This is a genomic window from Paenibacillus aurantiacus (assembly GCF_042431225.1).
GTDB lineage: Bacteria > Bacillota > Bacilli > Paenibacillales > Paenibacillaceae > Paenibacillus_Z > Paenibacillus_Z aurantiacus.
In genome coordinates this window covers 438,704-455,945 of record NZ_JBHMDO010000033.1, presented here as the reverse complement: position 1 = coordinate 455,945, position 17,242 = coordinate 438,704, and the positions used below count along the sequence as shown (strand labels likewise).

The following is a 17,242-nucleotide window of genomic DNA, read 5'->3' as shown; positions in this document are numbered from 1 at the left end:
TGCTAAGGAGAGGAGCTTTCGATGGCTAACGTCGTATACTTTGGCGTCGACCTTCACGGTCACGTCAATCCGACGCTCGGTTTGATTCGCAGGCTGGTCGAGCGCGGGGAGAAGGTTGTCTATTATTGCAGCGACGAATTTCGCGGGAAGATCGAACGAACAGGCGCCGAATTCCGCAGCTATCAAGGATTGCTCAATTTCAGCATGCATGATGGCTCGGGCATCGATACGTTTCTCATCTTCGCGGATTTCATCCTGAAGAAGGGAAGATTGCTGGCGGATCGGCTGAACGACGAAGTATCGCGCTTGAGTCCTGATTGCATCATTCATGACGCCTTCGCCTATTGGGGTAAGGAGCTGGCCGCTCGTCTTGGCGTCCCTGGCGTGTCGGTATTCGCCAACTTCCCGTTCATTCACGAGATGGCGGAGTCAGACCCCCGCTTCTTCATGGAACAGGTGCTGCGGGCTGCCGACGATCCGCTCTACAAGAAATACAAAGGCCAGGAAAATATGTACCGTAACTTGATCGACAAGGTATCGCGCATGATCGCTCGCCGACACGGCCTTGGCGAAGTCAACGTAATCAACGATGTGTTCGGGAGCAAGCAGCCGCTGAATCTCGTGTTCTCTTCGCGGGCGTTCCAACTGTACGAGGAGGCGTTCGACGGGAGTTACCTCTTCGCGGGTTATGCGGCCGACCCCCGCGCGGATGCGGATCCGTTCCCGATGGACCGTCTAGACGGTCGCCGGCTCGTGTATATCGCATTTGGCACGATCCTGCATGACTTGGGCGCTTTAATCGAGGTCTGCATGGATGCGCTTCGTGGCGAAGACGTGCAGGTGGTGATGTCGGTCGGCAGGCATTTCCCGATTGAACGATTGACCGACGTGCCGGATAACTTCCTCGTCATGCCGTACGTTCCGCAGCTGGAATTGCTGGAGCGGGCGGACGCTTTCGTCACCCACGGCGGCGCGAACAGCATCTACGAGAGTCTGTGCGCAAGCGTGCCGATGGTCGTCGCGCCGCAAGTTTTCGACGAATTCATGGGCGCCATGATGGTCGAACGTGCCGGAGCGGGAATCCGGTTGGAGAGTGCCGCATTCACGCAGGCGTCGCTGCGCGAGGCGGTATGGAAGGTGCTGAACGATCCGGCTTACCGTCATGCCAGCGCGCGCATTCGCGATTCCTTCCTGGAGACGGGCGGCTTGGATATGGCGGTGCGAACCATCATTCATTACACGGAGCAGAGGGTTGCACATGAATCTATTTAAACGCATTGGAGCCGCCTTACTCGCCATTATGTTCGCGCTCTCGGTACCGTGGCCGGCCCAAGCCGCTGAAGAGCCGCTGCTCGGCAAGCAAGCCGAAATCGAAGCGTATATCGAGCGCGTTGTGTCCAAGTCGGATACGCCGGGCATGGCGGTGGCGATCGTGCAGGGCAGCCAGACGGTATGGCTAAAGGGATACGGCAAAGCTGACATCGAAGCGAAGCGCGCGGTCTCGCAAGATACGCTGTTCGAGCTCGGATCGACGAGCAAGGCGTTCACCGGATTAGGCTTCCTATTGCTAGAGAAGCAAGGTCTATTGCAGCGGGATGATCCCGTTACCAGATACTTGCCGTGGTTCCATATGACCTACAAGGGCAAACCGGCGGAAATTACACTCGGTCAATTGCTCCACCATACGAGCGGCGTACCGTTCGATTCGATCGGGCGCATTCCCGCCACGGAAGCGGACGATGGACTGGAGCGAACGGTGCGAACGCTCGTCGGACGGGAGCTCGACCATGCGCCCGGCGAGGAGTACTTGTACGCGACGATTAATTACGACGTGCTCGGCTTGATTATGCAGACCGTGACCGGCCAGCCTTATGAGACCTTCATGAGGGAGAACGTCCTGCTGCCGCTCGGCCTGAAGCATACGTATCTGTTCCGCGGGGATGCGCCAGCCGCTTCGAGTGCCGCGGGCTACAAGTTCAAGCTGCTGCGGCCGGTTGCGTACGACGCGCCGGCGTATAGGGGCAACACACCGGCCGGCTATTACATCACGAGCGCGTCCGATATGGCCCGCTGGCTGCAAATTCAGCTCGGCCGCACGCCCGTACCCGATCCGTTCGGCGAGCTGATCGCGGCCTCGCATGAGCCCGACCGGTCGGTGCCGCCGGGATCGGATGGTTCCTCGTATGCGGCAGGATGGAGCATCTTCCAGAGCGGCGGCGGCGAAATTTCGCACGGCGGCAGCAATCCGAACTTCTCTTCGCAGTTGGTGCTGCGCCCGGAGGAAGGCTTAGGCGTAGCGGTACTGGCGAACATGAATACGCCGGATACGGGAATCCTCGGCCAAGGGATCATGAATATTCTGGTCGGCAAGGAACTTCCGAAGCCAGTCGACGACATGTATGAAGGGTTGGATAATACAGCTTCCGTGGCGCTTGCGATGCTCACGCCGGTCATGCTGCTAACGCTTTGGTTCGGCGGCAAGGCGAGCGTGCAAGCGGCGCGAGGACGAAGACGATTCGCGGGAACGCCGGCATCCGCTGCGATGAACGTCGCCAGCTTGCTCGTCTTCGTGGCTGGCCTTGGTTACTGCCTGTACCAAATTCCGGATGTCATTTACTGGGGGCTGAACTGGTCGTTCGTTCGCGTCTGGGCGCCGGAGACGCTGATTTATGCGATTGTCGCTCTGTTGGCGACCGTCCTCTTGTTCGGATTCTATTATATCGTCACGAGCTTGTACCCTAAGCCCGACGAGAAACCGCTGTTCATGCTGACGCTGCTCAGCATCGTGAGCGGCCTGGGGAACGCGGTCATTATTTTCACCGTGAACGAGACGCTCGCACGCGATCAAGAGGTATTCCAGGACGGCCTGCTGCTGTATTTCCTCCTCGGCATGGGGCTGTATATCGTCGGTCAGCGGCTGGTGCGGCTGCGGCTCGTTCGCATCGCGAACCGAATGGTGTATCAGAAGCGGACCGAGCTGCTCGATAAGCTATTGCATACGTCCTACCAGAACGTCGAGAAGCTGGAGGAAGGCGCGATCGAGGCGGCGCTCAACAACGACACGGAGACGATCAGCGATGTATCCAATATTATCATCACGGGAGCGACAAGCCTCGTGACGCTCATCTGCTGCTTCGTGTACATGGGCATCATCAGCTTCCCGGGTATGCTGGTCGCCGTTGCGGTCATCGCGTTCGCGGCGGGCATGCATTTCTTGATGGGGTCCAAAGCGAATCAGCTGCTGGAGCAGACGCGCGATATCCAGAACCGGTTCTTCAAATTCATTCATGATTTGCGGACCGGCTTCAAGGAACTGAGCCTTAGCCGCGCCAAGAGGGGCGACTTCCAAGCGGACATGCAGTCGAGCATCGGCACGTACCGCGACAAGCGGATCGAGAGCGATCTGCGTTTCGCCAACGTGAACGTCGTGGGCGAGTTGCTCTTCACCTTCGTCGTCGGCACGGTGGCCTTCCTGTTCCCGCTGCTGTTCAAGGACTTGCAGGTCGGCGCTTGGCGCAATTACGTATTCGTGCTCTTGTATATGACCGGTCCCGTGCATGGCATCCTCGGCACGATTCCGAATTTATTCCGCGTGCGCGTCAGCTGGAACCGGCTCAATCAGCTGTCCAGCCAGCTCGACGCCGTGCAGGTCGATCCGCTTCGGCCGGAATCCCGGATTGCTGCGTCTGGCGGAGTCAAGGTGGAGATGCGGTCGGCTGCTTATCATTATGCGAATAAGGAAGGCGAGCAGTTCGCGGTCGGGCCGATCAGCTATACGTTCCGCTCCGGCGAGATCGTCTTTATCACCGGCGGCAACGGCAGCGGCAAATCGACGCTGGCGAAGATGCTCACCGGCTTGTATGCCCCGGATCAAGGAGAGATTCTGGTAGATGGTCAGGCGGTCAGCCCGCAGCAGCTTGCCCAGCGCTTCTGCGCGATCTTCGCCGATTTCCATCTGTTCGGCAAGCTGTACGGCATCCCGCTCGATGGCAAGGAGAAGGAGATCGAAGCTTTCCTGAAGCTGCTTCATCTGGAGGATAAGGTCCAAGTGCAGGGCGGCGCGTTCACGACGGTCAAGCTCTCGACCGGTCAGCGCAAGCGACTGGCCTTGATGCAAAGTTATTTGGAAGATCGCCCGATCTATCTGTTCGATGAATGGGCAGCCGATCAAGATCCCGAATACCGCGCGTTCTTCTATGAGCATTTGCTGCCTGAGCTGAAGGCAAAAGGCAAATGCGTTATCGCGATCACGCACGACGACCGGTTTTTCCACTTGGCTGACCGCGTGATCAAGATGGACATGGGGCAAATCGCCGAAAGCAGTACGCCTGTCTACCAACCGGGACTTAACGCGGCGTTAAGGTAGCGAACGAGGGACTAGCGGACACAGGGACGCAGCTTGTTGATAAGTAACAAGGGGAAAGGACAAGAACGATGAACGCCGAATCTACGAAGCTCGACAAATCGAACGTGGAAGATATTCTTGGCCTGACGCCGCTGCAGGAAGGACTGCTGTATCACGCCATGACCGGCGACGACCGCCATTATGCCCAGCATCTGACCTTGCGGTTATCCGGCGATCTGTCGCTGCAGGCAATCGAACAAGCGTGGTCGCACGTAATCGCGGCGAATGAAATGCTGCGTACCGTGTTTCGTTGGGGGGGACTGGAGCGTCCGGTACAGCTGGTGCTGAAGAAGATCGCCGTCCCGATCAAGATGCAGGATTACGGCGACGAGACGCCCCGCGACGGTGAGCGGCTGTCGGGCGATTTTCTCGATAGGCAGCGAGAGCTGCCCTTCGACCTGCGGACGCGTCCCTTCCGGATCGCGGTCTGCAAGCGAAGCGGGCAAGCCGGCGATATGCTCGTCAGCTGGCATCATATTCTGTATGACGGCTGGAGCAACGGCGTGATCATGCATGAATTCCTCGAAGCATACGAGACGCTGCAGGCCGGAGGCCGATTGGCCTGGCGTTCCAAGACCGGATTCAAACAGTTTCTCAAGTGGCGGCTAGCTCAGAGCAAAGACCAGCAGCAGACATATTGGCGGCAAGCCTTGTCGGGCTTTGAAGCGAGGACGCCGCTACCGGCAGAGACGCGCGCCGAGCGATCGGCGACCTCTACAGCAACCGGCAGATACGTGATCGCGATGGACCAGTCGGATACAAATCGGCTCTATGCGTGCGCGCGTGCGCTCCAGCTGCAGCCGGCCGTGCTGTTCTACGGCGCCTGGGGGATCGTGCTCGGCCGTTACAGCAGGTCGGTTGACGTGTTGTTCGGCACGACCGTATCTGGACGAGTGCCGGACATCCATGGCGTCGAAGAAATGGTTGGCTTATTCATCAACACCGTTCCGCTGCGGATGAACATCGATCCGGATGCGACCGTCTCCGAATGGCTGCACGCGCTTGCCGGGCAATTGCGAGAGCGGGAGGCGTTCGAGCAAGCGCCGCTCCCCGACATCACTGCCTGCAGCGGGTTGGGGGCGGGGCAGCCGCTGTTCGATTCGATCGTCGTCGTGGAGAATTACCCGCTTCAGCTTAATATGGGCGGCAGCGGCGCAATACGTATCGAGAGCTACGAGATGCAGGAGAACACGCATTATGGGCTCACGCTCGGCATCGCGATGTTCAATGGCATAGAGATCGAGCTCGCGTACGATCCGAGCCGGTACGCTGACGAATGGGCCGCAAGGCTTGCAGCGCAATATCGCTTCGTGATTGACCAACTCATTACCCGCCCGGGCGGCCTGCTGCGCGACATCGGGCTGATGCCGGACGGCCAGCGCGAGCAGATTCTGACCGAATTCAATGCTCTGCGAAGATCAGTCGGCGAGCGTGCCGATCTTCCGGCAGATATTGAAGCCGGATATATTCCGGCGCCAAAGCCGGATGAGACGCCGTTTCATGTCCTGTTCGAGCGGCAGGCAGAACGGAGGCCGGACGAAGTGGCGCTCGTGCACGAGGGGCGCGCGTTCACGTACCGCGAACTGAACGAACGGGCGAACCGGCTTGCGTGGCGATTGAGGGAGATGGGCGTGCAGCCCGAGCATGTTGTCGCCATTCTTTTGGCGCGCTCCGAACGATTCTTGATCGCCGTGCTGGCCGTGCTGAAGTCGGGCGCCGCTTATGTGCCGATCGACCACGAATATGCGCCAAGCCGAGTCGCCTATATGCTGAAAGACAGCGGTTCAATACTGCTTATTACGGACGATGCTGCAACCGGAGCTGCTTTCGAATGCGACGCAATCCGAATCGACGACGAGCGTTCCTTCTCGCAACAGGTTATGAATCCAGATTCGGTCACGCTGCCCGGTCATAGCGCATTCGTGCTCTATACATCCGGCTCGACTGGGAATCCGAAAGGCGTCGTGCTGGAGCACGGCAACTTGATCGCGTATATCGAAGCCTTTCAGCAGGAGTTCGGTCTGACGCCGGAAGATGTCTATTTGCAGCAATCTTCATGCGCTTTCGATCAATTCGTCGAAGAGGTGTTCCCGGTATTGGCGGCAGGCGGCCGTGTCGTCATGGCGCAGCGGATGGACGTGTTGGATACATCCGGCCTTGTCCAGCTGATCGAACAGGAGGGCATCACCTTCGTCTCCGCGTCGGCGCTGCTCTTGAACGAGCTGAACAAGCTGGGTGGCATGCGGAAGGTGCGCGTCTTCATTAGCGGAGGCGACGTTATGAAGCCATCTTACATCTCCAATCTGAAGCAGCACGCGGCGGTCTATAACACGTACGGACCGACCGAAACGACTGTGTGCGCTACTTATTACCGGTACGAAGGGGAAGAGGACGGCCCCGTCCCGATCGGCAAGCCGATTCAGCATTATCGGGTATATGTCGTGGATGAAGCCGGCCATCTGGCCCCGGTCGGCGCTCCGGGCGAAATCTGCATCGCTGGCGCCGGCGTGGCGCGAGGCTACTTGAACCAGACCGAGCTGAACGGCGAACGATTCGTGAAGGATCCGTTCGCGGCGGGGGAGCGGATGTACAGGACGGGCGACGTCGGAAGCTGGCTCCCGGATGGGAACCTGCTCTTCCTCGGCCGGAACGACAACCAGCTCAAAATTCGCGGATACCGGATCGAGCCGGGGGAAGTCGAGCACCATCTGCAGGACCATCCGGACGTCGAGGAAGCCATCATCATGCCGATCGAGACGAGTTCCGGACAGAAGAGTCTGGCCGCTTATGTGAAGCTGACCGCGAGCCTGACTGCAGGGGAGCTGCGCGCTCACTTGGCGGAGCGGCTGCCTGCGCCGATTATTCCGTCAATCTATTACCGGATCGAAGGCGTGCCAAGAACGGCGAACGGGAAGACCGACAAAGAAGCGCTGCGGCGGCTCGCGCAGCCGCTGACGGTAAGCGAATCCGCATTCCGCATGGCAAGCGATACCGAATCGACGGTTCGCGACCTATGGCAACAAGTGCTTGGCGCAGATTCCATCGGGCTGGACGAACCATTCATGGAGAGCGGCGGCGACTCCATTCAACTTATGCAGCTGCATGCCAAATTGGAGAAAACGTTCGGCGGCGGCATGCGCATTACGGACCTATTCACCCATGCGACGATCGCGAAGCAAGCGGCATGGATTGACGATCACCGACAGGACATCACCCGCACGGAACCGTTATTGCGTCAACGATTGCCTGCGGCTTACTTCGGCCGCAGCCCGCAGGCGAACGGTTCGAGCTTGATCCGCTTCCAGCTTCAAGGCGCCTCGCGCGAGGGTCTGACGAGACTCGCGTCGGCGAGCGGCGTCTCGCGCTACGATATTCTAATTGGAGCATTGACGTACTTGCTTGGCGAGGCAAGCGGACAGAACTGTGCGATGCTGTACAGCATGACGGAGGACGAGCGCTTCGCTTGTCCAATTACGGTGGACTTGAATGGAATGACCGCATTCGAGCAGCTATATGTGATCGTGAGTCAGCAGCGGGGATGCCTCGATCAGACCTCCGTGCCGATCGAAGAGCTGCCGAAGCGCGCAGGCCATCCCGCAGGAGAAGCAGCGCTAATTCTAGCGAGTCCGATTCCGTTGCGTGGAAGAGCTGCCGGTCTGCAAGGTGTTGTCGACGCGCTGCTCGTACTGGAAGATGATGATTCGGATGAGCGGATTGCCGGCAGCTTCACGTTTAATGACAGAAGACTGCTGCACGGCCGAATGAGCCTGTTCATGAAGAGCTATCTCGTATTAATCCAGCAATTATGCCAAGAGAAAGTAAGATCGTGAAAGGAGCGCCGACATGCGAAAACTTGCGGTATTGTTCCCGGGACAAGGCTCCCAATATGTCGGCATGGGCCGATGGCTTCACGATAACTACGCTTCGGCGAGGGTTGTCTTCGCAGAAGCCGGCGACACGCTAGGCTACGATATGGCCGCGCTCGTCTTCGAGGGTGCGGAAGAGCAGCTGGCGAAGACGGAATTCACGCAGCCGGCTTTGCTTACCGCGAGCTATGCCGCGTTCGCCGTCTACATGGAGGAGATCGGCGTACCGCCGGCTTACGCGGCCGGACACAGTCTCGGGGAGTTCTCGGCGCTGGCGGCGTCCGGCGCGTTGTCGCTTCGCGACGCGCTGCGTCTTGTTCAGACCCGCGGCCGCCTCATGCAGGAGGCTGCCGCCGAAGGCGTAGGCGCGATGTGCGCGGCGATAGGGGCTAGTCCGGAACAGGCGGACGAAGCGTGCCGGGCGGCGGCTGCCGCAACCGGTCTGCAGGTCGTCGTCTCTAATTACAACTCGGCGGACCAGCTTGTGCTGTCGGGCTACCGCCAAGCGGTCGAGCACGCGTCCGGCTTACTAGCGGATCAAGGGACGCGCACGACGTTCCTTCGCGTGAGCGCGCCGTTCCACAGCCCGCTCATGCAGCCGGCTGCGGAGCGATTCCGCGAGGAATTGGCCGCCTGCTCGTTCGGTTCGTTCAAGTGGCCGGTCCTCTCCAACGTGACGGGCGAGCCTTATCGGCAGCCGCAAGATGCGCTCGAGCTGCTGACGACTCAATTGACGGCGCCTGTTCGGTGGTTAGATGCGATGCGCTATCTTGAGTCATCCGGCGTCTCGCTAACAGCGGAGATCGGAGCGAAGACGGTGCTTACGCATCTCATGCCGGCTTGTGCGGGATCGATCCGGGCGTTCCCGTTCGATTCCATGGACCAACTGGAGCGGCTTCGGCGGGAGTTGGCCGCGGAGATCGCTGACGAGAAGGGCAAACGGGCGGTGCGCAACGTCGTGACGAAATGCTTGACGGCCGCGGTCAGCACGCGGAACCGGAATTGGGATAACGCGGAATATGAACGCGGGGTGCTGGAGCCATATCGCGAAATTGCCGCGATGCAGGAGCAGTTGGATTCGTTAGGGGAAGGCGCGCAGCCCACGGAAGCGCAAATGCGGCGGGCGCTTGCCCTGCTGAAGCGGATCTTGGATACGAAGCTCGTGCCAGAGCAAGAGCAGCTAAGACGTCTGCGCGACATCGTGTCGGATACGCGCACCGAAGCGTTGTTCCCGGACTATTGGAATCCAGGCGCTTGAGTTCCGGCTGGGCAAGAAAGGGGGGAGATGCGTGGACTTTCAGTCTTTGAACCTGGATCGTTTCGAGCTCGATCTAGATACCGGAATCGCGTTCGAGGAACGGGCAGACGACGACATCGCCATCATTGGCATCGCGCTTAAGCTTCCGCTTGCGGAGACGGTCGAGCAATTTTGGGATCAGCTATGCGCGGGTACCGATGCCGTTCGGCCGCTGCCTCCAGGACGGAAGATGGATATCGACCGGTATTTCTCGTTCATGGGCAAGCATCCGGATGAGGTGCCCTATGGCGAGGCGGCATACGTCGAAGATATCGACAAATTCGACTACTCGTTCTTCAAGCTGTCGCCGAAGGAAGCCAGCCTGATGGATCCGAATCAACGGGTGTTTCTGCAGACGGCTTGGCATGCGCTCGAAGATGCGGGATACGGCGGGACGGCGCTTGCGGGCAGTCGCACGGGCGTCTATCTCGGATACGGCTCGGATGCGGACTACAAATCGATGATTCACGCCGTGGAGCCTGATTCCTTATCGCTTGCCGTGGCGGGCAACGTCCGGCCGATTATCGCAAGCCGCCTGTCGTATTTGCTCAACCTGAGAGGACCGAGCATGGTTGTCGACACGACCTGCTCCTCGTCGCTCGTGGCCGTCCATCTGGCGTGCGCGGCGATCCGGGGCGGCGAATGCGAGATTGCCCTCGCCGGCGGCATCCAGCTTCATCTGCTGCCGGTTCGCGAAGCGGAGGTCGGCATCGAATCGTCTACCGCGCGGGCAAGGACGTTCGATGACGCGGCGGATGGCACGGGGACCGGGGAAGGCGCAGCCGTCATCGTGCTCAAATCTTACGCGAAGGCGAAGGAGGACCGCGACGCCGTCTACGCGGTCATTCGATCAAGCGCGGTGAATCATGACGGCCGCTCTGCCGGATTGACCGCTCCGAATGCCCAGGCGCAGGAGCAGGTCATCGTGGATGCATGGGAACGCGCAGGCATCGATCCGCGGACGATCGGCTATCTGGAAGCGCACGGCACCGGTACGAAGCTCGGCGATCCGATCGAAGTCGACGGTATCTCGCGTGCCTTCGCGCGGTACACGGACCGCAGGCAATTTTGCGGGATTGGGGCATTGAAGAGCGGCATCGGCCATCTGGACAGCACGGCAGGCATTGCGGGTCTGATCAAAGCCGCGCTGTCGCTGCGGCATCGGACACTCGTCCCGACGCTGCACGTCGACCGACCGAACCGGAATATTCCGTTCGCGGATTCGCCCGTCTATATCGTCGACCGGCTGACCGACTGGCATGACGACGGGGAGAAGCGCAGATGCGGGGTCAGCTCGTTCGGGATTAGCGGTACGAACTGCCATGTCATTCTGGAAGAAGCGGAGGACGCGGGGAGGTCGAGCGAAGGCGGTTTCTTGGATGCGACAGGTCTGGCTGCCCATGGAACGTGGCTGGGCGATGGTTATGTATCGGCGCGTAATGATGCAGATCACGCTCATGCTGTATACACGGATAGCGGCGACCACGCTCCCCTGCCGCGACTATTCGTGCTGTCGGCGAATTCCGAATCGGCATTTCGAAAGCTGATCGCACATTACCTCGACTTTTTGGAGCGCCATTCTCAGGTGAATCTGGATGACTTGTGCTACACGGCATGCGTGGGTAGAGGTCACTATGTACACCGCCTCGCCGCCGTAGTCGGAAGTGCGGCCGAGCTGGTCCAGATATTACAAAAGGCGATGGACGAGGTGGACGAACAACAGCCCGTGGTTGCGCACGAACGATGGGCGACAAGTAAGTTTTCGCGCGGCGAGACAGACCCAGCTGCCGCTGAAGATGATCGGAGGCCAGGCACGTCGTCCGTTGAGCTCAATGAAACGCTCGAACGCTTCCTTCATTCCGGGAAGGAGGACCTGATTTCCCTTGCAGCGCTGGCGCATGCGTATGTTCGTGGCTCTGACTTAGATTGGAACCGTCTGTACCGGCGCGAGAAACGAAACCGCATTCGATTGCCGCTCTACCCGTTCGATCCGCATCGGTGTTGGCTGAACATCCCAGCTGCGCCAGTCGCGTCGTCTACTTCGGATAGCGAGCCTTCGGATGGCTTGTTCCACAAACTGGAATGGGAACGCAGCAAACAAAGCACGAGGAGCGCGACTGCCGTTCGGCCAACGCATGTGCTGCTGTTCAAAGATGATCGCGGCGCGTCTGCGTCGCTCGCGGCATTGTATCGGGAGTCTGCTACGCGCGTGACGGAGGTAGAGTTCGGGCTGTCGTTCGAAAGATGGAGCGATCGGCTCTATACGGTCGGCCAGCAGGAATCGGATTATATAGAATTGATTCGGTCGCTGGACAGCGCTGGCGTCGACCGCATCGTACACGCCGGCGCGTTCTCGAATGGGACGGAGGCGAGCGAGACGATAGCGGCTGAGCGCCGACTGGCAAGAGGGCTTCGCAGCGTATTTATGCTAATCAAGGCGCTGGCGGCAGTCGAGTGGAAAACCACGCTCGAACTTACCGTTGTAACTGACCGGGCGTACGACGTCACAGCCAATCAACGCGAGATTCATCCGGAATATGCCGCGCTAATTGGCTTCTGCAAGGCGGCCATTTGGGAATATCCGTGGCTTACGGTTCGCTGCATCGATGCAGAACCGTATTCCGATGGCGCAATGTGCGTATGGCAGGAGCTCCAATCGCCAGCACGCGAATTCGCGGTCGCGTATAGGAGCGGGGTCCGTTACGTTCAACAGCTCGTCCCGCTGCAGCCGAGCAACGGCGACGAAGGAACGGCGCCGATTTCGAATGAAGGCGTGTACCTGATCACGGGCGGGCTAGGAGGTATCGGCCTACGGATCGCCATGCAGCTGGCGCGGCAATCGGCGGCAGGGATGAAGCTTGCGCTGCTATCCAGAAGCGGACTGCCGCCGCGGGCGGATTGGCCGGACACGCTGGATGTTCATGGCGGAGACGAACGCCATAAGGCGATGCAGGTCGTCATGGATTTGGAGCGCCATGGCGCGACCGTGAACATCGTCCGAGCTGACGTGGCGGATGAGCGGCAGCTGGAGGAGGCGATTCGGATGCTTCGCCAGCGGCATGGGCGCATCGCAGGGGTCGTGCATGCGGCAGGTGTCGCAGAGGGGAACCGGATCGGCGATCTCGATGAAGGCATGCTCGAGCGGGTGCTTGCGCCGAAGCTGCGAGGCGCGCTGCTGCTGGATCGCTTGACGGCGCAGGACGAGCCGGATTTCTTCGTTCTCTTCTCATCGGCGATCACGCTGGTTGGAGGCGTCGGATCGGGGCCTTACACGGCAGCCAATGCGTATCTGGACGGGTATGCGGCCAGGCGGGCAAGAACAGGCAGGCGAACGTTGTCTATCGGCTGGCCTTCATGGCTGGAGACGGGACTATCGGAAGGGGCGGACATTGACGAGAAGAAAGAGCTGCTGGCTGTGCTGCGGGCGGAAGAGGGCGCCCAAGCATTCACGCAGGCGTTAGCGGTGCCCGATCCTCATATCGTGGTCGGGCGCTTGAATAAGCAAAGTGAACTATTCGCGCTTGGGAGCCGACTGCCGTTCAAGCTATCGGACCCCTATGGGGAGACGGTCGAAGTTCGTCAGCGAATATCCAAAGTCGCAAGCGGCAGCCCGAAGAACGCTAGGCAGCATGCCCAGCCATTCGGGGAGGGGCCACTTTCGTACCAAGCAGTCGAGACCGCCGTCTCCGACGCGTGGCGCCGCGTGCTCGGGTACGAGGAACCGGAGGTCGACGCGAACTTCTTTGATATCGGCGGCGATTCGATTTCCATTGCGAAGGTGCATGCGCATTTGGAGACTCATTTCCCAAGTCAGCTTGCAATGGCGGACCTGTTCACGTACCCGACAATTGCCAAACTGTCCCGTTATCTGACGGATTCGAGGGATCGGGCCGAGCCAGACGGGCGTAAGGCACGTGTCGCGCCGCATGCTTCGGATACGGGGTTCGATGACGCCATTCTGGCGTTATTCGATCAGCTTGAGCAAGGCAGCCTTACCGTGGACGACGCGCTGAACCAATTTCACGCGCTGGAGGTGGCAAATGGATAATCTGGCGCGCCTCATTCTCGAACAAGTCGCAAGCGGACGCGTGTCCAAAGAAGACGGGCTTGCGCTCCTGAAGACGCTGAAGCGGGAAGAATCGGATCAAGTCAAGGACATCGCCATCATCGGCATGGCCGTCAAGCTTCCAGGCGCGAACGATATTGACGAGCTGTGGGCGACACTTGCCGAAGGCAATGACGCGATTCGGCCGCTGCCATCCGCGCGTCAAGCAGACAGCCTTCCGTTCGTACAGGCGTTCACCGCGCTGCGGACGGAAGACATCGCGTTCAGCCACGGCGGCTATTTGGATACGGTGGATCAATTCGACTATGGGTTGTTCCAGCTGTCGCCCAAGGAAGCGGCCTTGATGGACCCGAATCAACGGCTGTTCCTCGAAGCGGCTTGGGAGGCGATCGAGGATGCCGGTTATGGCGGCAGCCGAATCGAGGGTACGCGGACCGGCGTCTATCTCGGATATGCCGATTGGCCGGTCTATGGTCAGTATATATCCAAATATCAACCGGGCGACATCGGGACCGCGAGCATCGGCAATACGCCTTCCATCATGGCCAGCCGGATCTCCTATATGCTCGATTTGCAAGGACCGGCTTTCCTGGTCGACACGGCTTGCTCCTCCTCGCTCGTCGCGATTCATCTAGCCTGCATGGCGATCCGCAGGGGAGAATGCGACATGGCAATCGCCGGCGGCGTCAAACTGTGCCTTATGCCGGTAGACGGCGTATTCGAGATCGGCATCGAATCGGCCGCCCGGACGACGCGCGCGTTCGACGATCGCGCGGACGGCACCGTCTGGGGCGAAGGGACGGCGGTCTACTTGTTGAAGCCGCTGGAGCAGGCGTTAAGTGACGGGGATGCCATTCACGCGGTCATCAAGGGAAGCGCCATAAACAATGATGGCGCTTCCGCGGGCATCACGGCACCCAACGCAGCCGCGCAAGAACGCTTGCTGACCCAGGCTTGGAAGGATGCAGGGATCGATCCGGCGACGATCTCGTACGTGGAAGCGCACGGCACCGGCACCCGGCTAGGCGATCCCATCGAAGCAGATGGCTTGACGCGGGCCTTCAGACGGTCTACGGACAGAAATCAATTCTGCGCGATTGGTTCAGCCAAATCGAATATCGGTCATCTCGATGCGGCCTCCGGCGCCGCGGGGCTTGCGAAAGCGGTCGCCGCGTTGAAGAACAAGGCCATTCCGCCAACGCTTCATTTCACGTCGCCGAACCGCAACATTGCCTTCGAATCATCGCCGCTGTACGTCAGCGAGAAGCTGGAGTCCTGGGAGAGCGAGGGGCCAAGACGATGCGGCGTCAGTTCGTTCGGGTTCAGCGGCACGAACTGCCATTTGGTCGTGGAGGAAGCGCCTGTTATCCGGGAAGCCGAGCCGGGAGAAGCGGAGGACGCCGAACTGCTCACGATATCGGCACGGGGACCTATTGCGCTTCAAGCGCTGATCGGTCGATATGTGACCGATCTGACCGTCAATCCGGCCACGCTCCGTCAAATTTGTTACACGGCGAATACGGGGCGCGGTCGGCATGCGACGCGCGTCGCCATTGTGGCCAAGGACAAGAATGAGCTCCGCGGCAAGCTGAAGAAGCTGCTGGAGCAAGGGCTTGCGAGCTATCCCGAAGAAGGAATTTATTTCGGCGATCGTTTCGGGAGACCGAGGTCGCAACCTTATGGAGACTCCCAGGCGGTGTCTGACATTCCGGCACCGGCCGCGTTCTCTCCGTCGACGCTCGGCGACGCAGATAGAGCCGCGCAGCAAGCAGAGACGACGAGGGGCATGCAGCTTGGCGGCCAATGGGATTGGGCTGCCAAGCAATTCACGCAAGGGCTCGAACCGGATTGGGAACGGCTCTACGAGAACGAGCGAATAAGCAAAGCACGAGTGCCGCGATATCCGTTCCAGCGTTCGAGATGCTGGATCGCTCCTGCGCTGTCGGCACAGGGGGGGAACGAGAGTCCGGCGGCTTCGACGATGCGCGCAGACCCGCCTCCTACCCTTGTTCCGGTTGTACTAACCGGGAAGGAGGATGGCGCATACACGAATGCCGAACAAAGGCTCGGCGGCTTATGGGCCAGCTTGCTCGGCCATGATGCGCTCCATGTGGACGACGACTTCTACGACTTGGGCGGCAATTCGATTCTCGCGATCCGGTTGGAGGTCGAGGCGGAGAAATATGGCTGGCGTCTCACGACGGACGCGCTGAACGACAATCGGACGCTGCGCAAATCGGCCGCTTACATCGCGGCTGGCGAACCGGCGGAAGTCAGTCTGAACGACGGCCCGCAGGCGGTGGAAGCTAAAAGCAACGGACCGGAACATGAAGCGGATCACGCATGCTCGGCCGACCGGCATTATATGCATTCGGCAGCGGATGGCGCAAGGCCGGCAGAAGGGCTTATACAGCAATCGGCAGCGAAGCACGCATCCCATTCCAATGAAGCGTGCCAGCCAACGAGCGCGACGGCTCGAGCGGTCGAGGACATGGCGGCGATGCCAGACTTGGAGCGGACGGGAAGGAACGAACCCGGTAGCACCGCTTCAACTGCTGTCATCCTCTCCGGCATTGAGCCGTTCAACGAGTTATATTACCGCAGCTGCTTGTATAATTCGATGTTCCCGGCCGTACGCCGCTTAGGCGGCAGCATCCTGCCATTCTTGCTCAATGATTTGCTTCTTTACCGGATCGCGGAGACGCCGGACGGACGCCGATTGGAAGTCGACTATGAAGCTGTACAGCCGATGGCGGACGTTCTTCGCGACATGCATTTGGCGGCCGATCCGCATTCGGATTCCACGAACCTCGTCAACGAGGCGAGACATCATCTGGCTCAGGGGCATCCGGTTGTCGTCTGGGTGGACAGCTACTACGAGTCCATCCGCAAAGACGCTTATTTGAAGCAGCATATCGACCATACGCTGCTTGTCTACGGATATGACGATGAACGCGAACTGTTCCATATCGTCGAACATGACCGCAGGGAGAATTTATCGTACCGCCATTGCACGCTGCCGTATTCGGACTTGGCCGCGGCGGCGGAAGGCTTCGCGAACCGTTACTTGTACCGGGACGAGCATCGGGTCACGCACTATGTCATGCGCCGGACGGACGCGCCAGAGAGCGATTATGCCATTCAACCGGACGAGGCCGTGCAATCGGCCGATCATCTGCGCCATCTGTTCGCTTCGAGTCAGCTTGCGCATCGAGACCAACTCGCGCAAAGCATGGATGCGCTGCGTCGATATGCGGTGGAATTCCGACTCGTCGTTACGGACGAAGGGACGCTGAAGGCCATGTTGGACGGTCTTGTTCAACAGCTGAACGACATCATCCTGGCCAAGCAAGTCGAGCAATACCGTCTCGCGCGATTGTTCGGGGCCGAGGACCCGCTTGCCGTGCTTGCATCGTCTGTTCAACAGCAATGGGATACCGTGCGTAAAGGACTGGTCCGCTACCTCTATCTCCCCGTCTATCAGCCGACAGCCATGCAGCAGCTCGCAGACCGGGTCGACGTGTTGACCGAGACCGAGCGGCAGCTATGCGAGCAGCTGATTGTCCGCCTGGAGACGTATTTGATCCAAACGACCATATAGGAGGAAT

The 17,242-nt window shown here is 59.8% G+C and carries 6 protein-coding genes; all 6 read left to right on the top strand.

Annotated elements, in window-relative coordinates; translation table 11 throughout:
- Positions 1-21: 21 nt before the first annotated feature.
- Positions 22-1,272 carry a macrolide family glycosyltransferase gene (locus ACFFSY_RS20890; RefSeq protein WP_377497648.1) on the top strand — a complete coding sequence of 417 codons (1,251 nt, stop codon included), beginning with the start codon at positions 22-24 and terminating at the stop codon, positions 1,270-1,272.
- Positions 1,259-4,366 (top strand): cyclic peptide export ABC transporter, encoded by a 3,108-nt coding sequence (locus tag ACFFSY_RS20885; protein ID WP_377497646.1) that lies wholly within the window; start codon positions 1,259-1,261, stop codon positions 4,364-4,366. The genes ACFFSY_RS20890 and ACFFSY_RS20885 overlap by 14 nt, the downstream gene beginning before the upstream one ends.
- A gap of 68 nt (positions 4,367-4,434) precedes the next feature.
- Positions 4,435-8,235 (top strand): non-ribosomal peptide synthetase, encoded by a 3,801-nt coding sequence (locus ACFFSY_RS20880; protein WP_377497644.1) that lies wholly within the window; start codon positions 4,435-4,437, stop codon positions 8,233-8,235.
- Between the two features lie 13 nt (positions 8,236-8,248).
- The gene (fabD, locus tag ACFFSY_RS20875) at positions 8,249-9,529 is read left to right on the top strand and encodes an ACP S-malonyltransferase (RefSeq protein ID WP_377497642.1); all 1,281 of its coding nucleotides are present in this window, start codon (positions 8,249-8,251) and stop codon (positions 9,527-9,529) included.
- Between the two features lie 31 nt (positions 9,530-9,560).
- Positions 9,561-13,616, top strand: a complete 4,056-nt coding sequence (locus ACFFSY_RS20870) for a type I polyketide synthase (RefSeq protein ID WP_377497640.1) — start codon at positions 9,561-9,563, stop codon at positions 13,614-13,616.
- Positions 13,609-17,235, top strand: a complete 3,627-nt coding sequence (locus tag ACFFSY_RS20865; protein WP_377497638.1) for a beta-ketoacyl synthase N-terminal-like domain-containing protein — start codon at positions 13,609-13,611, stop codon at positions 17,233-17,235. Before ACFFSY_RS20870 ends, ACFFSY_RS20865 begins: the two co-directional genes overlap by 8 nt.
- The last annotated feature ends 7 nt before the right edge of the window (positions 17,236-17,242 follow it).